The 20231-nt window shown below is 47.0% G+C and carries 21 protein-coding genes; 1 reads left to right on the forward strand and 20 read right to left on the reverse strand.

Annotation, left to right across the window (positions count from 1 at the left end; all coding sequences use genetic code 11):
• Positions 1-2 precede the first annotated feature (2 nt).
• The 15 genes from trpC to mtrB form a co-directional block, all read right to left on the reverse strand.
• Complete coding sequence (gene trpC, locus F0220_RS19105) at positions 3-791, reverse strand: indole-3-glycerol phosphate synthase TrpC (RefSeq protein ID WP_076250003.1); 789 nt, start codon at positions 789-791, stop codon at positions 3-5.
• Positions 781-1821, reverse strand: coding sequence for an anthranilate phosphoribosyltransferase (gene trpD, locus F0220_RS19110; RefSeq protein WP_091018280.1), 1041 nt, complete (start codon positions 1819-1821; stop codon positions 781-783). Before trpD ends, trpC begins: the two co-directional genes overlap by 11 nt.
• 68 nt (positions 1822-1889) lie before the next feature.
• Positions 1890-3458: an anthranilate synthase component I gene (gene trpE, locus F0220_RS19115; protein ID WP_091018030.1), complete on the reverse strand. Its 1569-nt coding sequence runs from the start codon at positions 3456-3458 to the stop codon at positions 1890-1892.
• A gap of 729 nt (positions 3459-4187) precedes the next feature.
• Positions 4188-4565: a chorismate mutase gene (aroH, locus tag F0220_RS19120; protein ID WP_105600000.1), complete on the reverse strand. Its 378-nt coding sequence runs from the start codon at positions 4563-4565 to the stop codon at positions 4188-4190.
• Positions 4566-4570: 5 nt separating this feature from the next.
• Positions 4571-5665: a 3-dehydroquinate synthase gene (gene aroB, locus F0220_RS19125; protein ID WP_105599405.1), complete on the reverse strand. Its 1095-nt coding sequence runs from the start codon at positions 5663-5665 to the stop codon at positions 4571-4573.
• 1 nt (position 5666) lies between these two features.
• The gene (gene aroC, locus F0220_RS19130; protein WP_105599406.1) at positions 5667-6836 is read right to left on the reverse strand and encodes a chorismate synthase; all 1170 of its coding nucleotides are present in this window, start codon (positions 6834-6836) and stop codon (positions 5667-5669) included.
• Positions 6837-7014: 178 nt separating this feature from the next.
• Entirely contained in the window at positions 7015-7809 is a 795-nt protein-coding gene (locus F0220_RS19135; RefSeq protein WP_047843560.1) for a CheR family methyltransferase, read from the reverse strand.
• 25 nt (positions 7810-7834) lie between these two features.
• Positions 7835-8278 carry a nucleoside-diphosphate kinase gene (gene ndk / locus F0220_RS19140; protein ID WP_017687704.1) on the reverse strand — a complete coding sequence of 148 codons (444 nt, stop codon included), beginning with the start codon at positions 8276-8278 and terminating at the stop codon, positions 7835-7837.
• A 154-nt stretch (positions 8279-8432) separates the two neighbouring features.
• On the reverse strand, positions 8433-9407 hold the full coding sequence (locus F0220_RS19145; protein ID WP_105599408.1) for a polyprenyl synthetase family protein: 975 nt from the start codon (positions 9405-9407) through the stop codon (positions 8433-8435).
• A 343-nt stretch (positions 9408-9750) separates the two neighbouring features.
• Entirely contained in the window at positions 9751-10371 is a 621-nt protein-coding gene (locus tag F0220_RS19150) for a UbiX family flavin prenyltransferase (RefSeq protein ID WP_017687702.1), read from the reverse strand.
• On the reverse strand, positions 10372-11238 hold the full coding sequence (locus F0220_RS19155; RefSeq protein ID WP_105599410.1) for a UbiA-like polyprenyltransferase: 867 nt from the start codon (positions 11236-11238) through the stop codon (positions 10372-10374).
• Positions 11231-11959 (reverse strand): demethylmenaquinone methyltransferase, encoded by a 729-nt coding sequence (locus F0220_RS19160; protein ID WP_036607690.1) that lies wholly within the window; start codon positions 11957-11959, stop codon positions 11231-11233. Before F0220_RS19160 ends, F0220_RS19155 begins: the two co-directional genes overlap by 8 nt.
• Positions 11960-11974: 15 nt before the next feature.
• Positions 11975-12838 carry a heptaprenyl diphosphate synthase component 1 gene (locus tag F0220_RS19165; protein WP_105599411.1) on the reverse strand — a complete coding sequence of 288 codons (864 nt, stop codon included), beginning with the start codon at positions 12836-12838 and terminating at the stop codon, positions 11975-11977.
• A 101-nt stretch (positions 12839-12939) separates the two neighbouring features.
• A complete protein-coding gene (locus F0220_RS19170) occupies positions 12940-13491 on the reverse strand; it encodes a hypothetical protein (protein WP_105599413.1) in 552 nt (183 codons plus the stop codon).
• A 120-nt stretch (positions 13492-13611) separates the two neighbouring features.
• Positions 13612-13833, reverse strand: coding sequence for a trp RNA-binding attenuation protein MtrB (gene mtrB, locus F0220_RS19175; RefSeq protein WP_017687697.1), 222 nt, complete (start codon positions 13831-13833; stop codon positions 13612-13614).
• A gap of 146 nt (positions 13834-13979) precedes the next feature.
• Here mtrB and F0220_RS32550 point away from each other — a divergent pair, with 146 nt between their 5' ends.
• Complete coding sequence (locus F0220_RS32550) at positions 13980-14141, forward strand: hypothetical protein (protein ID WP_179198574.1); 162 nt, start codon at positions 13980-13982, stop codon at positions 14139-14141.
• 66 nt (positions 14142-14207) lie between these two features.
• Here F0220_RS32550 and F0220_RS19180 read toward each other — a convergent pair whose 3' ends face one another.
• The 5 genes from F0220_RS19180 to spoIVA all read right to left on the reverse strand — a co-directional run bounded on the left by F0220_RS19180 (position 14208) and on the right by spoIVA (position 20105).
• Positions 14208-14480 carry an HU family DNA-binding protein gene (locus F0220_RS19180; protein ID WP_024630670.1) on the reverse strand — a complete coding sequence of 91 codons (273 nt, stop codon included), beginning with the start codon at positions 14478-14480 and terminating at the stop codon, positions 14208-14210.
• Between the two features lie 217 nt (positions 14481-14697).
• Positions 14698-15684 (reverse strand): ABC transporter permease, encoded by a 987-nt coding sequence (locus F0220_RS19185; RefSeq protein WP_017687695.1) that lies wholly within the window; start codon positions 15682-15684, stop codon positions 14698-14700.
• The gene (locus tag F0220_RS19190; protein ID WP_105599415.1) at positions 15681-17198 is read right to left on the reverse strand and encodes a sugar ABC transporter ATP-binding protein; all 1518 of its coding nucleotides are present in this window, start codon (positions 17196-17198) and stop codon (positions 15681-15683) included. Before F0220_RS19190 ends, F0220_RS19185 begins: the two co-directional genes overlap by 4 nt.
• A 113-nt stretch (positions 17199-17311) precedes the next feature.
• A complete protein-coding gene (locus F0220_RS19195; protein ID WP_105599417.1) occupies positions 17312-18409 on the reverse strand; it encodes a sugar ABC transporter substrate-binding protein in 1098 nt (365 codons plus the stop codon).
• Between the two features lie 217 nt (positions 18410-18626).
• Positions 18627-20105 (reverse strand): stage IV sporulation protein A, encoded by a 1479-nt coding sequence (gene spoIVA / locus F0220_RS19200; RefSeq protein WP_091018048.1) that lies wholly within the window; start codon positions 20103-20105, stop codon positions 18627-18629.
• Between the last annotated feature and the right edge of the window lie 126 nt (positions 20106-20231).

Here is a 20231-nt window from a genome sequence, read left to right on the forward strand (position 1 = left end):
CATCATTTAGGTCCCATCAGATCATATACAGCCGCCTCGACATCATCCTTGCGCATGAGATGCTCACCTACGAGAATACCATGAACACCGGCCTGGATCAGAGGTACTGTTGATTCTGGTCCGTCAATACCACTTTCGCTAATCAAGGTAACGCCACTTGGAATCAATTCCATCAAATCCAGTGTCGTGTTCAGACTGGTTTCGAATGTTTTCAAATTCCGATTGTTGATGCCCACTAGTGTTGCCTGCGGAATCTCCAATACCTGCTCCAGTTCTGTTCGGTCGTGGACTTCAATCAAGGCATCCAGCCCCAAACTTTTGGCAAATTCCAGATATTGACGAATCTGTTCAGGTGTCAGAATACTGGCAATCAGCAGTATCGCATCCGCACCCAGTAATCTTGCCTCGGCAATCTGTCGTTCATCTATAATAAAATCCTTGCGTAATAGCGGAATATTCACCGCTTGATGGATCGCCTGCAAGTACTCATTGCTCCCTTGAAAATACGACACATCCGTTAATACGGAGATGCAATCTGCACCTGCTCGCTCATAAGCAGCAGCAATCTCTACCGGATGAAAATCCGGGCGAATCAACCCTTTGGATGGCGAAGCTTTCTTCACTTCAGCAATAAGGCCGAGTTTGCGATTGCGTCCACTTGATAGTGCTTGTTCAAACCCCCGGGTTGCGGGTAGTTGTTCGATTTTTTGGATAGCCTCATCCATACGAAATGTCTGTGCCAATACTTCAACTTCTTTATGTTTGGTTGCAACGATTCGATCAAGATACATGACTGTACGCCTCCGTTGTATGAATTAACTGTTCAAGCTTCCCGGCAGCTTTGCCCGAATCTACCGCTTCTGCGGCAAGTGTGACTCCTTCAGCAATGCTATCTGCAAGACCGGATACATAGATGCACGCTCCGGCGTTCAACAGAACAACATCGCGATAGGCACTCTGCTCACCCTGGAAGATCCTCTTAATAATTTCGGCATTCTGTGCCGCATCTCCTCCAAGCACCGCTTCGAGCGGATGCATGGACAAGCCCATATCACGTGGATCAATATCATAGGTATGCACTTCACCATTGCGAAGTTCAGATACCTGAGTCGGTGCCGAGATACTGATTTCATCCAGACCATCATGGCTGGCCACAACCAACGCTCTTTTGAGACCAAGGCGATTCAGTACTTCAGCAATCATCGGCGTCCGGGAACGATCATACAGGCCAAGCAATTGGCGATCTGCTCCCGCAGGATTGGTTAATGGTCCGAGCATATTGAAAATGGTACGAACACCCAGCTCTTTTCTTGGTCCTGCCGCATGTCGCATGGAAGGGTGATATACCTGGGCAAAACAGAAGCAGATTCCGATATCATCCAGACATTGTCTGGCCTGCTCCCCGTTCAGATGGATATTTACACCGAGTGCCTCTAATACATCTGCACTACCCGCTTTGCCTGAAGCTGAACGGTTGCCATGTTTGGCGACCCGAACCGAGACGGCCGAAGCAATAATGGCGGATGCTGTGGAAATATTGAATTTGTGAATACCCGATCCACCTGTTCCACACGTATCCAGCAAGCCGCTACCATCCGTTAGAATTCGTCCGCCCTGACCACGCATGGCTTCAGCAAAACCGGTGATCTCATCCACCGTTTCCCCCTTCATCCGCAGTGCCATCAGCAAACCTCCGATTTGAGCCGGCGTTGCTTCACCTCTCATAATCGAGTACATCAAATCTCTTGCTTCTGCTTGCTCCAGATGGCTGCCCTCTAGAATCTTCGCCAGGCCATTCTTCATGCCTTCCTCACGAGTGATCTCAGCAATGGGGGTTCCAGGGTTCTCATTCATTATTGGGTTTATGTTCATCTCCGGTCTCTCCTCTCTCAGTTCTTAGCGGCCGCTGGTGTGACAAAGTAGTCTGCATTGGCCAGTCTCAACGTGCTGTCCTTTTCTTTGGCAGGAAACATTGCTTCTGCTGTTCGAATCGCTTTGAGCAATGCTTTAGCTTTGTTAACCGTTTCCTCATATTCATTCTCAGGCACAGAATCCCATACGATTCCGGCTCCGGCCTGTACATATGCTTTTCCTTTTTTGAAAATAATCGTACGAATCGTAATACAGGAGTCCATGTTACCCGAGAAACCAAGGTATCCGATTGCTCCTGCATAAGCACCCCGTGCCTCTTTCTCCAGTTCCGCGATAATCTCCATTGCTCGCAGTTTCGGTGCACCGGATACGGTACCCGCTGGCAAGCAAGAGAGGAATGCATCGAAGAAATCCTTATCTTCTCTAAGCTCGCCCGTAACGTTGGATACCATGTGCATCACGTGAGAATACCGTTCAATCTCCATGAACATGTCACACTTCACACTGCCAAAGCTGGATACCCGGCCCAGATCGTTACGCCCCAGATCAACCAGCATCAGATGCTCCGCGCGTTCCTTCTCATCCTGGAGCAGATCAGCAGCGAGTGCACGATCTTCCGCTTCGGTTGCCCCCCTTGGACGTGTGCCTGCAATCGGTCGTGTCTCCACACGATTCCCGTCCACCTTGACCAGCGCTTCAGGCGAAGTACCCACGATAATCTCATCATCCATTTTGAGGTAGTACATATAAGGTGATGGATTCAGGGTCCGAAGCACACGATACACGTGAAGCGGAGAAACTTCCGTATCAATGTGGAAACGCTGGGATAATACCACTTGAAAAATATCACCTGCGCGAATGTAATCTTTGGCTTGCTCCACATTACCGATAAACTGCTCTTTCGTGAGGTTCGAGCGGATGTCACCCAGTTCAATGTCTCCCGGAATGGAACGCGGATTCAGGTTCTCCCCTGGTCCTTGCTGCTGCAAACGTTCTGCGGCCTGCTCCAGCTTCTCCGAAGTCACTGCATACGCTTGACGTATCTCGTCATCCGTTGCACCGTCCTTGACGTGTACATTACCAACGAGCAACATCTGCTGCTTCACATGGTCAAACACGATAATCTGGTCACAGAACATAAAACGGATGTCATCCATATTCAGATCATCCAGCGCGTGGGCTGGAAGCTTCTCATAATAGGACAGCAGATCATATCCGAAGAAACCAATTGCCCCACCTGTGAATGGTGGCAGTTCATCATCTTTTGGACTGCGGTACTTACGCAGCAGTGCTTTCAGTTCTTCGATCGGTTTGCCTGGCAATTCACGAGTCTTCCCTGCTTCTTCTACAACAATCCGGCCCTTCTTGGCCGAAATCATCAGGAACGGATCTGTACCGATGAACGAGTATCTCGCCCATTGAATACCACCCTCTACACTTTCCAGCAGGAATGCCCGGTCGTTGTCAGCATAACGGCGGAATATACGAATCGGAGTCTCCATATCTGCCAGAATCCGTTTGACTACCGGAATCAGATTATACTCATTCGACATTTTCAGTACTTGATTAACGTTTGGCGTTATCATCAAATCACGTCCTTTCAGATTTATATAAGTTCAACTAGAGAGGTTTACACTGAACACTCCGATGACAGAACAACCTTCCGATCGCTGTTATCCCCAGATTTTTTTGACTCCCTTTCTAAAGGGAAAATCCGGTGATAGCGTATGCTTCCGATGTAGCTTTCTTTCAGAAAGCTTTTAGGCGAACGCTCCGCTTCAACAGGTTATTTCTGTCCTCTCCGTTTGTGTAAAAAGTTTAGTTGAACCTATAAGGGTAGAAGAAAAGGTTATATGTAAAAAAAACCTCTACCATCAGGTAGAGGTTTGGTTATAAGCTGTATTCAACAGGGTGATGCTTCATAAATAACAAGTCCCTATACTTCGCCGTCGGATTATTCACAGGTCGCTGAATTAATGCATCTCACATCATCCAATTCGGGAAAATATATCAGTTATAACACTTCAACTACTCATTCCAATATTTCGTAAAATATAGGAAAGTGCATTGATTGTGTTTATACCAAAATAATATATCAAAATAAAGATGTCCAATGACACGTTTATTTTCCCTGTTCCTGTTACCTATTCCGTAGCACGACGTACCGTGAATCAGTTGACCGGTTTCTGTTGCCCCGGTTACCACCCACTGGACTCTGCTAATACTCCACTAGCTCAGCTGCTCTCAGCTCAATCTCTACTCTACTCAACTGGTTCTCACTATACATCATTATGATCGGTTTGACAACCCACTACTTAAGAGCCAGAAGGTGTTGCCAAATCCGGACGTAATGCCTGTGCACCGTTTAGATACACATGGTTGATTTCATTCTGAGCTTTGTTTGTATTGACATGCACCATGAAACGAATGCACTGCGCCAAGGCATCTTTAACAGGAACCTCCAGTGCACACATTAGTGGTACGAGTTCCCAGCCATCCAGTTGGCGAATAGCTTTTGCCGGGAATGCAGCATCCAGATCCCCAGTTAACGTAATCCACACACTGCAGATATCTTCCGGTTGGATCTCATTGCGATCCACGATCTCCTGCAACAATACAGCCGTTTCCTTCAAAATCTGTTCTTCGTTGTTCTGCGTGACCGTTGTAGCCCCGCGAATTCCCCGTGTGACCATTGCTGTCATTCTCCCTTCCTGAGCATTTCAATGACGTCCCGAACTGCCGACACAGGTACGTCCTTCACAATTCTTGCAGCCCCAATCCGATCAGGAATGATAAACACCATATGACCTTCACGGAACTTTTTGTCATGCATCATCGCTTCCATTAGTGCATCCGTGTCGAGATGCGCAGGCATCGTTGTTGGAAGGCGAAGTGAACGCAACATGCGGACTGTATCTTCATAGAGCCCTGCTGGCGCACCAAGCTTCTCACCAAGCAATGCTGATCCAGCCATACCGATCGAGATCGCTTCTCCGTGCAGGAATTCTCCATAACCGGCAATCGCTTCAATGGCATGACCAATCGTATGTCCCAGGTTCAACAGCGCACGTTCACCATTTTCCCGTTCGTCTCTGGATACAATCTCTGCCTTAATGCCACATCCACGCTCCAAGCCGTATCCAAGTGCTTCCGGATTAAGCGCAAGCAGTTCTTCCGCATGTTCCTCACACCAATGTGCAAAAGCCTCATCACGGATCAGTCCGTGCTTCAACATCTCTGACAACCCCGCCGATACATCTCGCGACGGCAAGGATTGAAGTGTGTCCACATCATAGAGTACAAGCTCGGGCTGGTGAAATGCACCGATCATATTTTTGGCCAGCGGATGATTGACAGCCACCTTGCCGCCTACACTGCTGTCATGCGCCAAAATCGTTGTAGGTACTTGAACAAACTTGATTCCACGCATATATGTAGCGGCAACAAAGCCAGCCAGATCACCTACGACACCACCACCTAGGGCCAGAATCGCAGAACTCCGATCCAGTTTGCCTTCGATCGCAACGGTCATCATATCCTGATACACCGAAAGGGATTTCGATGTTTCACCAGCGGGCACAACCGCCGATACGACTGTATAACCAGCCGTACGCAGCGTTTGCTCCAAACCTGACAAGTATTTGGGAGCCACATTTTCATCTGTAATGATGAGTAGAGGACTTTTTTTGGTCAAGCCATATTGCTCAAAATATTGAGGGGCTTGTGCCAATAGGCCGCTACCAATCAGAATCGGATATGAGCGTTCCTCCAACTGTACCGTCAGCTGACGCATATTAGTAATTCTCCAGTTGAGCGTTATAATTAGCAACATTGGCACGGATCTCTTCCATGGAATCCCCGCCGAATTTCTCCAGGAATGCCTTGGCAATTTCCCACGCTACAACATGCTCCATAACCACACTCGCTGCTGGTACAGCACAAGCATCCGAGCGCTCAACCTGAGCCGTAAATGCTTCTTTTGTATCAATATCGACACTTTGCAGTGGCTTATACAACGTTGGAATCGGCTTCATCACACCACGTACAACGACTGGCATACCGTTTGTCATACCACCTTCGAACCCACCCAGACGGTTGGTTGCCCGGTGGTAGCCGCGCTCGTCCGTATGCATGATTTCATCATGCACCTGTGATCCCCGAATGACTCCAGCTTCGAATCCGATACCAATCTCTACACCTTTGAATGCATTAATGGACATTACGCCTTGAGCGATTCGTGCATCCAGCTTGCGATCGTATTGAACATAACTACCAAGACCAATAGGTACACCTTCAACGATACATTCCACTATTCCTCCGATGGAATCGCCTTCTTGTTTAATCTGGTCGATGTAGGCTTCCATCTTCTTCTCTGTCTCAGCATCCGTAACACGTACAGAGGAAGCTTCTGTCACTGCGATCAGTTCATCAATCGGAAGGTCCTGATATGGAGCTTCGATCTCTCCAATACGAAGTACACGTCCAGCTACCTTGATTCCGAATTCAGCCAGGAATTGACGTGCAATGGCACCACATGCCACACGTACCGTTGTCTCACGTGCACTGGAGCGCTCCAGTACGTTACGCAAGTCTTTGAGATTATACTTGAGTCCACCGTTCAGATCAGCGTGCCCTGGACGTGGACGATGAACGCGACGTTTTTCTTCGTCACTGCCTTCAATCGGCTCAATATTCATAATATTCTGCCAATGTTTCCAGTCGTTATTTTGAACAACCAGCGCTACCGGAGCACCTGTTGTATATCCGTGACGGATACCACCAACGAAATTCGCCTGATCCTTCTCGATCTGCATCCGGCGTCCACGGCCATATCCCTTTTGGCGGCGGTGAAGCTGGAAATTCAGTTCTTCAAAATCAATCGTCAAATTACTTGGCAATCCTTCAATAATAGCGGTCAATTGGGGTCCGTGCGTCTCCCCTGCGGTTAAATAGCGTAAACTCATAATACGTTCCCCCTTTAAACTGTTAAACTTCACATTGCTAAAATCCCATAATTTCTTTGCTTATTATAGTATAGCTGACCGGCTTTGACAAGAAAGTCGGCTCTTTCTTGTACTTGGTATACAAATAACCGCCTGAACACATGTACATGTGCTTCAGACGGCTGAACAACCATTATCATTATTTTTTCCGATAGAAGAATGTCTCTGCTGTCTCCAGACCATATTGTCCCGGGGAGAAGATCTGCTCCGTACTACCCACAAACAAAATACCGCCTGGACGCAAACTTGCTGCAAATTTATGATACAACAGATTTTTGGCTTCCTCGGTAAAATAGATCATGACATTTCGGCACACAATCAGATCGTACCCATCGTCAAAACGGTCCACCAGCAAATTTTGTTTCATGAACTTGATCGAATTTTTGAGTTGCTCATCAATACGGTATACCAAGCCATCCTGCTTGAAGTAACGGTTCGCCGTTTCCTTTGGCACATCCTTAAGTGAGCGTTCCATATAACGCCCTTCCTTGGCTTTGGCCAATGCGCCTTCATCCAGATCACTTGCCGTAATGGAGCTGTCCTTCAAAATGCCCATCGTGTCCAGAATCATGGCGAGTGTATAAGGTTCTTCACCTGTTGAACAGGCTGCACTCCAAACTTTAGCACGACGCTTGGACCCCAGCAGCTCAGGCAGAATTTCGTCCCGCAGCACTTCCCAACGATTGGGATTACGCCAGAATTCCGACACGTTAATCGTCATACGATCAAGGAACTCGTAGAACAATGATTTATCTTTCTGCATAGCTTCAAAAAAGTTAGAAAATGTATGAAACCCGTTTTTGTTGCGAAGTGTGGTCAGCCTTCTTTTCATCTGGCCTTCCTTGTATTGAGCAAGATCAATGCCTGTGCTCTCTTTGATTTTACGAATGAATCCGGTGTAATCCGGGTCTAGTAGTTGTTCTTGCTCCAGCATCGTGTATCACCCTTTTGGCTAATAATTACAACCAGGCTGCGATGCTCTTGTCGTATACCACCAGTTCATCTGAAGCAAAGAAATTTGCTGCTTCACGGGAAGCACTTTCCGGTGAATCTGCCCCATGAATCAGATTATGTGGTGTGTGGCTGGCGAAGTCTCCGCGAATGGTACCCGGAGCTGCTTCCTTCACATTGGTTTTTCCGATGACGATGCGCGCAAGCGCCACAATATCGTCGCCTTCCCACACCATGGCAAATACAGGCCCAGATGTGATAAAACGAACCAAATCATCGAAAAACGGTTTACCCTCATGTTCAGCATAATGGCGTTTTGCCTGATCCTCAGACATCTGTACCAATTTGCCTGCCACCAACTTAAATCCTTTGTCTTCCAGACGGCTAATAATTCGACCGATCAATCCACGCTGCACACCATCCGGCTTCACCATCAAAAATGTACGATCCATCAGCTCACTCCTCACTCACGGTTCAAAGTTAATCACTATGTAAACGCAATCCCTCTGATTGTAACATACATGTCCAAATCCTCCCAATGAGGAATCTCACAGTTCTGTTCATCTTTGGGTATGAGTAATACGAGAGTTGAAGGTCATACATTGTTTAATGCGTACGTTTAACCACAAAATGAGCGATATCACGCAGGTTTTTGGTCGTCTTGATGTTAGGTAGCTGATCGAGAGCATCGAGCGCTTTCTTCATATATCGGTCAGCAAGGGCTTCTGCTTTAGCAATTCCTTGACTTTGGCGAATCATTCCAATTGCATCCGATGCACTTGCCCGTCCTTCTTCATGCTGGACACGGGAAATCTCCTTAAGCAAAGGTTCCCGCAGATTGGATTCTTCTAGGGCATAAAGTACAGGAAGAGTGATATTTCCTTGCTTCATGTCACTGCCAGGTGGCTTGCCAAGTTGTTTCTCGGTACCTACCAGATCAAGTACATCATCTTGGATCTGGAAAGCCATCCCCACATTGTATCCGTACGTATACAGCAGGGAAGAAACATGCTCAGGCGCACGTGTAGCCAATGCCCCTAACTGACAGCTAACGGCAATCAGAAGTGCTGTTTTGCGGCGAATCCGCAGCAGATAGTTACGAACACTTTGTCCCGTATTGAAAAAATCGCGAATTTGCTCCATCTCACCAATGGACATCTGTACCATAGCTTTGGCAAGGATACGATGAATAGCTGGATCGGATAATCCGGCAGTCATTTCAAGTGCCTTACCGTAGATATAGTCTCCTGTGTACATGGCAATCCGATTATCCCATTTTGACTTCACCGTGGGTTTGCCACGGCGTGTCTCCGCATTATCAATGACATCATCGTGAACGAGGGATGCCGAATGAATGAGTTCCAGCGGAACCGCAACCAGCTTCAGACGTTCAATGTCGTATGTACCAAATTTCCCACCAAGTAACACAAAAACAGGCCGTAACCGTTTTCCTCCTGCTTTGAGCAAATGAAGTGACGTTTCACTCAGCAGCTTCTGTTCTCCTCGAACACTGCGATACAACTCTTTCTCAATGTAATCCATGTCCTTTTTTAACAACCCGAAAATATCCAATAGTTTCATTCGTTCACCCGTATCAGCGTATTGTCAGTCCATAAATTCATGCTTACCTTCCCCTCCAGCAAGTCGGGCCTGCAGGCATTACGAAAAACCCGGCTTACCGTTCTTGCTTGTGTTGTTCTATAAGGTAATCTAACGTGTTTTTCTTCTCCGAATGTCATAGCCGACACCCGAAAATTAAACTCTGCGACTTGTTCTGAAACAAAATACAGAAGTTGCCGGAGCATGGGTCAAGACTGTGGTTCATGAAGACTCACCATCAGTGCTCACCAATACCCCGGGATTCGGGGGACAAATAAACCGAGCAACACTTTGGCAAAAAACAGCCTTGTATCGAACTCAGTCGTTATCCCCGTTCATCCGGTTCTCCCCATCTTGTAAACAGTTGATGTGGGATGCGCAAGCTATCCAGCACTTTCCCCACCAAAAACAGAATCAACTCATCCATAGTCTGAGGTTTGTAATAAAAAGCAGGCATAGCCGGTATCATTCGCACACCAAGACGAGAAAGCTTCAGCATGTTCTCCAGATGGATTGCATGAAGAGGCGTCTCACGTGGTACGAGGATCAATGTTCTTCCCTCTTTCATCATAACATCGGCTGCGCGAGACATCAGATTATCCGACGATCCCTGCGCGATGGACGAAAGAGTTCCCATCGAACATGGCATGATAATCATGCCATCGGCCAGATAAGAACCACTTGCAATGGAGGCCCCTATATCACTCACAGGATGATAGATCAGAGAACCGGCACGGTTGCCGAATTTTTCTTCCAGCACTGCGTCCCGATTCGTCACATCCCAATCCAATTCTTCTTTCAGTACACGCCACCCTGCATTGGATATGACCAGATGAACGTTATATTCCAAATCAAGCAGCGTTTCAATTAATCGAATGCCATATATGCTGCCACTCGCTCCGGTAATTCCGACAACCAGTCGTTTATTGTCCGGCTGCTGTACCATTTATTTCACCGCCAGATCAATCAGAGTGAACGTAAATACGATTAAACTAAGCAAACTGTTCATGGTAAAAAACGCCGTTTGAACACGGCTCATATCATTAGGCGATACAATATAGTGTTGATAGAACAGAATTCCATACGTCACCAACATGCCTGCGCCATACCACCAGCTCAGATCTGTCATCAACAATAACGCAAGAAAACCAATTGCAGTAATCACATGGAAGAACTTGGCGATCTGCAAGGATTTAACCAGGCCAAAACGCGAAGGTATGGAGTGAAGACCCTCTCCCTGATCGAATTCCAGATCCTGACATGCATAGATAATATCAAAGCCCGCTGTCCAGAACACAATCGTAACGTACAGCACAATCGCTGTCCAATCCATCGTTCCTGTTACAGCTACCCAGCCACCAAGTGGTGCCAAACCAATCGTCATTCCGAGAACGACGTGGCATAACCATGTGAATCGTTTGGTGTACGAATACAATACCAACATAAACACAGCAATAGGCAACAGCTGCATGGATAATACATTAAGATTGGATGAGGCCCAGAATAACAATACAAATGAGATAATGACAAATATAACAACTTCCCCATTTTTCAACAGTCCTGCCGGGATGGCTCTCATCGCGGTACGCGGGTTTTTACCATCAATCGCTTGGTCAATAATTCGGTTCAAACCAAAAGCCGCACTACGTGCGCCGACCATCGCAAGCAATACCCACATGATCTGCATCCAGCTTGGGAAGGTATTATTCACTACCATGGAGCCGAGAATGGCCCCCATAAATGCAAAAGGTAAAGCAAAAAGCGTGTGTTCAATCTTGATCATTTCTAAAAAGATGCGAATTTTCCTAAACATGCTGATTCTCCTTGGTTCCAATATGCAGTGCCGCGATACCTCCGGTCAGAGGGTAGGCCTGCACTTGTTGTAATCCAGTTTCTGCAAAAATGTCTGCCAGTTCCTGCCTTCCTGGGAAAATGGCCAGTGAGTCCGGCAGCCATTTGTACTGCTCAAAACTTTTAGCAAACACTTTGGCAAGATTCGGTAAAACCTTCTCAAAATAAAAATAATAAATGCCTTTAAACGGCTGCCATGTTGGCTTGGACAATTCCAGGCACACAACCATACCGCCCGGTTTGACCACACGTTTCATTTCAGACAACACTTGCCTGAGATCAGGTACATTGCGCAGCCCGAACCCAATCGTCACATAATCAAATGAATTGTCTTCGAAAGGAAGTGACATGGCATTTCCCTGTGTCAGGGTAATCTGCTTCTGACGTTGCACCGCATTGATCTTTGTCTGGCCAACCTCCAGCATGTTGCTGCTAAAATCAAGTCCGTGCATGTGCCCCGTTTCACTTGCCTCTGCCATAGCAAGCGTCCAGTCACATGTGCCGCAGCACAAATCAAGACCGGTATCGCCTTTGGACATATTCATCTTTTTCATGGTGAATTTACGCCAAGCCTTATGCCTGCGGAAACTCAGAATATCATTCATGACATCATATTTTCCGGCTATACTCTGAAAAACCGAATGGACATATTCTTCTTTCGGTTTGGTCTCTCCGCTCCCCATTCGTCTGTCTCCCCCTCAATCTTCCCTTACTGCCGCATGTGAAGGCTGCAAATATGCCAAGTAAGGCTCTAGAATTGCATGTATCTCATGCAAGCCCATCCGCCCTTCCTCGTCTTGCAACAACAGTTGAATGCGGTGTGTACACTCGCGAAGCTTGTCCAGCAAAACCTCGCCAACCCTATGCTTCAGCACCATAGCGTTCCATGCACGTGCATCCGGTTCAGAGTGACGCAACACATTGCGCTCATCGTCATTACCATGCTCGTATATGTGCCAATATGCATAGCTATGAAGATATTGTTTTGCGTCATTCATCCGCTTCAGTTCTTCCACGATCGTTTCGCAGGAGCTGAATTCGGTCAACAGGCTGTTCCATAATGACTCTTCGTTATGTTGAATCATGCCTGTAAATGAAAGAAACAGCTGCATCCTCAGCTGTACCGTTTCACGCAAGTATTCATCAGCCGAAACGAGAAGCTTCTTCATCCGTTCATACAGCGTCATCTTGCGTGCGTTCACTCCGGATACAGCACCACTGAGTTTGCCAATCATTTCAATTCTGCCCGCTTGGGCAAGCAATTGATAAAAACGGCTACTTAAATAATCCCCGGCGAGTACATTCAACTGACGTGAACGCATCTCCTGCTCTTTCCGCTCACCGGAAATGGTATCGATTCGATCATGCGTATCCATGGCCAACTGAACGAGCGAAGTTGCAAGAGCATATAACTCTTGATGCACCTTTTCGTCTGTGCGGCCCACAAATACCTGCAACAGACGTGCCCGGCTATCCGGAAATGATGGGATTTCCGTATGTTGTCGAATCATGTCGTAATCCGTATATTTCTTTGCTAGTTGGGGTACGCGATATGAATTCATTCTCAGCCTCCGAGCCTTAACATTGTTAAACCATTTCTGCACTACAATCTTATATATTATAGCATATGTTGAACGGGCACGCACTGAATCCTGCTATTCTATTACCCCTGACTTGTCATTTCGAATTGCTTCTTCCAGAGTTCGGTCTCCATCAAATGAAACCAGTCCTTTAATTCATCTGAAAAGGCCGCACTTTTCCAGTTCCGTAATGTTTCAATCGCATACAGAGGCCACTCTCCACGCCGAATATCAGCAGCAAGCAACAGATGTCGTTTATGCATCCATTCATCTTCTGCCATCACACGCAGCAGCACCTGATCCACGTTATCCAGACTCCGAAAGCCCAGATCCGCCACAGTTGCCATGTTCTCATAGATTTCAGTGTAACTTGTACCCGTTCCTTTAACTTTGAGGTCCAGTGTCAAAATGGACTGTTTCCATTCCACTCTTGCAATGGGAGTTGATAGCTGCATGGAGCTTAGCACATCAACCAGATTGTCATTCGTTAGCTGAACTGGATGATGTGATGCAGAGGCAGTCTGTACGTTGTCCCCGCCCCATGTACGCATATGTAAGGTTTGTATCGCAACAAGCAGAAAGACCGCCGCAACCGTTGCCAGTATTGAAGCAGTAACAATCATCCGCGGTTTCATATACGCCTCCCTGCCTTTACCTGTTAGTGTAGTCTGTCCGGTAAAGGCTCATACCTCATTGTACAATGAAAAAAAGCAGGCTATGCCTGCAATCTTCATTTGAATGTATTCAATCTGTCATTACTCCGATTCAATCTGTCCATGCTTGGTAATAAGCGTGGCTTTGCCCCGGATTTTAATAGCTGAAGTATGGGTGGTAAATTGGGCAAACATCACTTCACCCTTGTCCAATTTCTCGGTGTGGTGAAAACGTGTATCCTGACCTCGGGTTAATCCGATCACCTGGACACCATTTTCCTCTGCCTTAATTACAATATAATCATTGCCGGTTGGATGATCCATCACGCATGTCCCCTTCTTTAGTTCGATAGCGTTAATGATGATTAAGATTGTTTCATTTGTCAACCTGCGCCTTATACGAATGACCGTAAGAATCGGCTACCCTCGGGTCATACTACAGTTGTACAGCCACAGAAAGGAGAATCTGTATGAAGTACACCCCTGCCGCACTTACAGACGAGCATATTCATCAGTTAAAAGAAATCGAACAGCATCTGTCTGCAGCTGCTGGCGAAGAACTCATTCTGGTTGCTTATACCGGGCAACCGGAGGATCCTGAGCACTCGGATAACCGCAAGAATCATCGTTAAAGGGCAAAAGAAAAGGCCGTGAACAAGTCACGGTCTTTTTGTCGACATATGGAATATGTAGAAATCTTATTTAATTCCGTCTTTGAGCGCTTTACCTGGTTTGAATGCAGGAATTTTGCTCGCAGGAATTTCGATTTCTTCACCTGTTTGCGGGTTGCGTCCTTTACGTGCAGAGCGCTCGCGAACTTCGAAGTTCCCAAAACCAACCAATTGTACTTTATCTCCGCTTTGAAGAGCCTCAGAGATTGCTTCGAATACGGCATCAACCGCTTTCGTTACATCTTTCTTGGACAATTCAGTCGCTTCAGATACGTGTGTAATCAAGTCTGATTTGTTCATTTGTTTTTCACCTCCTGTATCAATGTCCTGAATGTTATACTGTGTTTCCGTTTTATAGCGAAATATACGTTCATACGCAAAAAATCTACGTACATCTTGAGCGCTGAACACAAATCTCCGCCTGCGGTCAACAGTCATTTTCGGCAGAATGTCGCCTGAAACCACAGGGATTTCAGACGCCGAACAAATTTCATACTAATACAGACAGCCCACAATTTCAAGTCCGGTTGCGGTTTAAGACGTAAAATGTAACCGCCAGGGCAAGTACGAGTACCCCACCTTTTACAATATCATGTGTGAAATACTGTACGTTCATCATCGTCAACCCGTTCACAAGAACACCAATCAGAACCGACCCAATGAAGGTTCCGATGACATTTGGTTTACCCGCACCAAACACAGAGAAACCGACAAATACTGCAGCTACGGATTCCATTAACAACGGTGATCCCGCATCGATTTGCCCAGATCCTACTTTGGAAGCATAGATGATACCCCCGATTGCTGCAAACACTCCAGCGGCTACATAGGCGAGTGTACGCACCTTTTTCACCTTGATTCCAGACAACCGTGCAGCTTCCTCATTACCCCCTGTAATGTACATCTGGCGACCATATTTCGTATACGTCAAAAAGATATGCACACCTATTACCGCAATAAGTAGCATGATAACCGATATCGGCATACCAAGCCATTTACCCTGCCCAATAAGCAGGAATGTCGGGTCCATCTCTCCCGCAGCTTTGCTCCCGTCAGGGAACTGCATGTGATTGTAAATGGTATATCCCTGTGCATACGTTTTGTGAATACCTCCGATGATGTACATCGTGGCAAGGGTGGCGAGCAAATCCGGAATACGCAATTTTACAATGAGCAAAGCGTTCAGTAAACCAATAACAGCGCCAATGATTAGAGGCACAATAATTACAATTGCCAGTGGTTGTTGATACCAAATCATTAACGAAGCAGTAACGACGGTCGTCAATGAGACAGTCGCCCCTACCGAGAGATCAAATCCATCAACAATGAGAGATAACGTAACACCGATCGCTACAAACGTAACGATAGAGATCGAGCCCAAAATATCGGTCAAGTTACTGTACGTAAAGAAATAAGGCAATTTAATGCCGAAAAATGCAATAACACCTATGATGACTATAATCGCCCCGTAACGGAACGCAAAATCCAGTGATTTATCCTTCATGATTGCACCTCTTGTCCACCGCTTGCATAGTATAGCAGCTGTTCTTGGTTAGTCTCGCCTCGTTTGAACTCTTTTACGATAACACCTTCGCACATGACAGCGATTCGGTCACCAATTCCCATGCCTTCATCCAGTTCACAGGTGAAATAGATTACCCCCTTACCCGCCAAAGCCAGTTCATTGATGATGCGAAAAATGTCACTTTTTGCCCCAATATCTACGCCTTTGGTTGGCTCATCAAATATAAATACATCCGCTTCCGCATTAAGCCATTTACCAATGGCTACCTTTTGCTGATTACCACCGCTTAGATATTTCACTTCCTGTTTCACGGACGATGTTTTAATTCCAAGCTGTTTCACCAATGACTCTGCATTCAGACGTTCCCGCTTGCGGCTTACGAAACCTAATGTACTAAGACGACTAAGCAAAGGCAGGCTCAAATTCCGTTCCACGTTCTCCTGAATCAAGATTCCTTGTTTACGTCGCTCCTCCGGTACAGAAACAATCCCCAGAGCCGCCGCATCCGCAGGCTGAGACAGGCGGAGATTACGGTTGTTAAGCCGGATCTCGCCTCCCTCCAGCCGATCTGCACCAATCAGCAAACGAGAGCTTTCCGTTTTACCCGCGCCTACCAGACCCACCACAGCGAGGACTTCACCTCGGCTTACAGAGAGGTTAACACCTTTGACCTTCACTCCACGACGAAGCCCACGCGCCTCCAACAGCAGTTCCCCCACGGGCGCTTCCGTCTTCGGAAACTCTTCTTCGAATGGTTTGCCCAGCATCTGTGTAACCAAATCGTTGATCGTCAGTCCCTTTGCTTCACCGGTAAATACGTGTTGCCCATCTCTCATAACCGTAACGCGATCACAGTGACCCGTCACTTCAGCAAGACGATGGGTAATGAAAATGCAGGCTACGCCCCGATCCTTCAGGAGATGAACAATTCGGAAAAATGCATCCGTTTCTTCCTGGCTCAGCGGTGCAGTCGGTTCATCAAAAATGATGACTTTGGCATCCTGGATCAAAATCCGTGCCAGCAGTATCATCTGTTTCTCTGCAAGTGTCAGATCGGCCACTTTTTGGTGAACGGATATGTCCGTCCCTAATTGCTTCAACGCCTCAACCGCGCGCTGTTGCAGCTTCCGTGGACTTTTCCACCAACCTCCAGCAGATGAGGCCAACTGATCCAGCATAATGTTCTCCGCAGCCGTCAGCTGTGGTACCAGTGCCGCATCCACTTCCTGATAGACACAGTGAATCCCACTTGCCTTAGCGTCTCCCGGAGAACTTAAATGAAGCGCTTGTCCACTCAATTGAATCGTCCCCTGATCCAATGGATAGGCACCCGACAAAATCTTCATTAACGTGCTCTTCCCGGCACCATTGGCACCCAGCAGCGCATGAATCTCCCCGCCTTTTACAGAGAAATCCACATCCTTCAGTGCAGGTATACCTGAAAACTGCTTGTGGATGTGTTCCATTTGAAGCAGAATCGGTGCAGTGCTCATGATGTTAACCTCCAATCGTTCCCTTCCGGGAGCATCCCTTTTTTCATCCAGACCATACATATCTTCATTTGTTTGAAAAAAGCGCGCCTTGCGGCGCGCTTCCCATACGCTGCTTATTTAGCAGTAATTCCGTATTCGCTCATCCAGTCCTTGATTCCTTGTGTGCTGCCACCCCATCCTTCAACGAACTCTGACAGCTCCGAAGTGGAGATTTGTTTATCTGGCAGAGCTTCACGTTGAACATAGACCGGGTTAAGCACAACTGCATCTTCCGTCTCGTCCCCGTTCAGTTTTTGATAAGCATAACGTACCTGGACGCGACCAATATCCGTTGGATCAACAGCCGCAGAAGCAACCCAAGGATTTTTCGGGTCCTGAATCATTTGCAGATCCTCGTCACTCATATCGATACCATACACTTTGATCTCGTCACGTCCAGCTTGTTGAACCGCACGCGCTGCACCTTTGGCGAACTCATCCCATGCAGTCCATACAGCTGTAATCTCACCTTTTGGATATTGCTTGAGAATAGCTTCCATTTTGGCTTGAGTATCCAGCGCCGGGTTCTGTGCAGAACCGAATGTAGCTATTTCCTTGATGTCCGGATTTGCTTTCATGAATTCACCATATGCTATCTGACGGCGTTCCATCGGTGCAAAACCAGCTACCCATACTTTGACAATATTGCCTTGTCCATTGATATCTTTTTTCATTTGCTCCAGCGTCAGCTCAGCCATCTTCTGGTCATCCTGCGACAGGACTGTAGCTCCTGGAACACTGATAGCTGCGTCAAACACGACCACTGGTATTTTCTGTTCTACTGCCTTCTTCACGCCTGGCTCTAATAGGGAATCCCCATGATCCGTGAGAATGGCATCGAATTTTTGGTTAATAGCGCTATCAAGCAAGGATACCATCTTTGCTTTGTCATTATCGGCAACAAACGTTGTCAGTTCTCCACCGAATTTTTCGATTTCTTCTTTTACACCCTGCACATATTGCTGCGAGAAAGTACCTGTATTGAATTCCATAATAAGTGCAATCCGCTTGCCGCTAAGTGGGCCTGTGACCGCTTCCGTTTTTGGTTTATCATCTGATGCACCCGAAGCCGGAGTGGCTGCCGGTTCTTTTTTGATTCCGCAAGCGGACAGCGCCAATGTAAATACTAATAACACACTCAACCATACCCATTTTGTCTCTTTTCTTTTCATCTCTGTATCCCCCTGTCCACTCTCTGTGATCTCAATCACAATAGTTGAATATTAATATAACGGCTAATCCCTAGTATGTAAATGGGTTTTAGCAATTTAAAGCTAAAACTCGCTAAGTTTTTTCGAAAGTACTATTCTTCCTATCCATTTCATCCAAAATAAAGAAATCACATAAAAAAGACCGCGAGGGGATGCCCCCTTACGGTCTTTTGATGTTTTACAGAATGATAGCGATCAAGCCGCCCGAACCTTCGTTAATGATTCTTCCCAGCGTCTCTTGCAATTTGTATCTTGCATTATCCGGCATCATGGCAATCTTGCCCTGGATACCTTCTCGCACAATGGAGTGCAGCGAACGACCAAACATGTCTGAATCCCATACCTTGATCGGGTCGTTCTCGAAATCCTGCATCAGGTATCTCACCAGTTCCTCACTTTGTTTCTCCGTACCGATGATTGGAGCGAACTCCGATTCCACATCAACCCGGATCATGTGAATGGACGGTGCCGTTGCTTTCAGACGTACGCCAAATTTGGTGCCCTGACGTATGAGCTCAGGTTCATCCAGAGCCATCTCTGCAAGAGATGGAGCAGCAATGCCGTATCCGGTCGTTTTGACCATCTCCAGCGCTTCTGCGAAGCGGTCGTATTCTCTCTTCGCATGCGAGAATTCCTGCATTAATTGTAGCAGATGATCCTTACCGCGAATCTCGATGCCAACCACTTCCACGAGAATCTGATCATACAGTTCATCCGGCGCGTACAGGTCAATTTCGGCTACACCCTGCCCCATATTCATGCCACTCAGGCCTGCGCGATCAATGAATTCATATTCCATGAACTGAGCGACAACCCGATCCACATCACGAAGTCTTCGAATATCCTTAACGGTATCCCGTACGGAGTTTTCGTAGTTGCTACGCAGCCAGTGAGTCTCATTGAGTACCATAACCCAGCTCGGCAAGTTTACATTCACTTCATGCACAGGGAACTCATAGAGCACTTCACGAAGTACACCCGTCACATCATCTTCCGTCATGGTCGCTGCACTGAGTGTCATCACCGGAATGTCGTATTTGGCAGCAAGCTCACTACGCAATTGCAGGGCTTCTTCACTGCGAGGACGAGTGGAGTTGATGACCAAGACAAACGGTTTACCCACTTCTTTTAATTCCGCAATGACCCGTTCTTCAGATTCCACATAGGAACTGCGGGCAATTTCGGCGATTGTGCCGTCTGTTGTTACCACAACACCCAGTGTAGAATGCTCCTGAATAACTTTGCGAGTACCAATCTCGGCAGCTTCCTGGAACGGAATTGGTTCCTCGAACCAAGGCGTGGAGATCATGCGTGGACCATTCTCATCCTCGTATCCCTTGGCTCCTTCCACCGCGTAACCCACACAATCCACCAAACGTACATTGACATCGAGTCCTTCGGCCACCTTGATCTGGACTGCGTTATTCGGTACAAATTTTGGCTCGGTTGTCATGATGGTTTTGCCTGCCGCACTTTGTGGAAGTTCATCCACTGCACGGGCACGATCAGCCTCGCTTGTGATGTTAGGCAATACGATCGTTTCCATGAATCGTTTAATAAATGTTGATTTTCCCGTCCGGACTGCGCCGACAACCCCGAGATAAATATCCCCTCCGGTCCGCTCAGCTATGTCCTTAAAAATGTCCACTTTCTCCAATGAAATCCCCTCCCTAAATTACTCCGAAGGAAAAATGCTAAAGAGCATCCGCTTCGTTTTTTCAATCAGAAGACTGAAATCCCTGCAACGGTAGAGCCGCCTTTGTGAGTGCCCGGAAGTCGTCCG

This window comes from Paenibacillus sp. 37, assembly GCF_008386395.1.
GTDB lineage: Bacteria > Bacillota > Bacilli > Paenibacillales > Paenibacillaceae > Paenibacillus > Paenibacillus amylolyticus_B.

Excerpts from the sequence above, each read along its gene's own strand:
- trpC (WP_076250003.1), bottom strand. The coding sequence starts at position 791 with ATGTATCTTGATCGAATCGTTGCAACCAAACATAAAGAAGTTGAAGTA.
- F0220_RS32550 (WP_179198574.1), top strand. The coding sequence starts at position 13,980 with ATGAAGTACACCCCTGCCGCACTTACAGACGAGCATATTCATCAGTTA.
- F0220_RS19180 (WP_024630670.1), bottom strand. The coding sequence starts at position 14,480 with ATGAACAAATCAGACTTGATTACACACGTATCTGAAGCGACTGAATTG.
- F0220_RS19145 (WP_105599408.1), bottom strand. The coding sequence starts at position 9,407 with ATGAAACTATTGGATATTTTCGGGTTGTTAAAAAAGGACATGGATTAC.
- aroB (WP_105599405.1), bottom strand. The coding sequence starts at position 5,665 with ATGCGTCAGCTGACGGTACAGTTGGAGGAACGCTCATATCCGATTCTG.
- F0220_RS19195 (WP_105599417.1), bottom strand. The coding sequence starts at position 18,409 with ATGAAAAGAAAAGAGACAAAATGGGTATGGTTGAGTGTGTTATTAGTA.
- F0220_RS19155 (WP_105599410.1), bottom strand. The coding sequence starts at position 11,238 with ATGTTTAGGAAAATTCGCATCTTTTTAGAAATGATCAAGATTGAACAC.
- aroH (WP_105600000.1), bottom strand. The coding sequence starts at position 4,565 with ATGGTCACACGGGGAATTCGCGGGGCTACAACGGTCACGCAGAACAAC.
- ndk (WP_017687704.1), bottom strand. The coding sequence starts at position 8,278 with ATGGATCGTACATTTTTGATGGTGAAGCCGGATGGTGTGCAGCGTGGA.
- trpE (WP_091018030.1), bottom strand. The coding sequence starts at position 3,458 with ATGATAACGCCAAACGTTAATCAAGTACTGAAAATGTCGAATGAGTAT.
- aroC (WP_105599406.1), bottom strand. The coding sequence starts at position 6,836 with ATGAGTTTACGCTATTTAACCGCAGGGGAGACGCACGGACCCCAATTG.
- F0220_RS19190 (WP_105599415.1), bottom strand. The coding sequence starts at position 17,198 with ATGAGCACTGCACCGATTCTGCTTCAAATGGAACACATCCACAAGCAG.
- F0220_RS19165 (WP_105599411.1), bottom strand. The coding sequence starts at position 12,838 with ATGAATTCATATCGCGTACCCCAACTAGCAAAGAAATATACGGATTAC.
- F0220_RS19135 (WP_047843560.1), bottom strand. The coding sequence starts at position 7,809 with ATGCTGGAGCAAGAACAACTACTAGACCCGGATTACACCGGATTCATT.
- mtrB (WP_017687697.1), bottom strand. The coding sequence starts at position 13,833 with ATGGATCATCCAACCGGCAATGATTATATTGTAATTAAGGCAGAGGAA.
- F0220_RS19185 (WP_017687695.1), bottom strand. The coding sequence starts at position 15,684 with ATGAAGGATAAATCACTGGATTTTGCGTTCCGTTACGGGGCGATTATA.
- F0220_RS19170 (WP_105599413.1), bottom strand. The coding sequence starts at position 13,491 with ATGAAACCGCGGATGATTGTTACTGCTTCAATACTGGCAACGGTTGCG.
- F0220_RS19160 (WP_036607690.1), bottom strand. The coding sequence starts at position 11,959 with ATGGGGAGCGGAGAGACCAAACCGAAAGAAGAATATGTCCATTCGGTT.
- F0220_RS19150 (WP_017687702.1), bottom strand. The coding sequence starts at position 10,371 with ATGGTACAGCAGCCGGACAATAAACGACTGGTTGTCGGAATTACCGGA.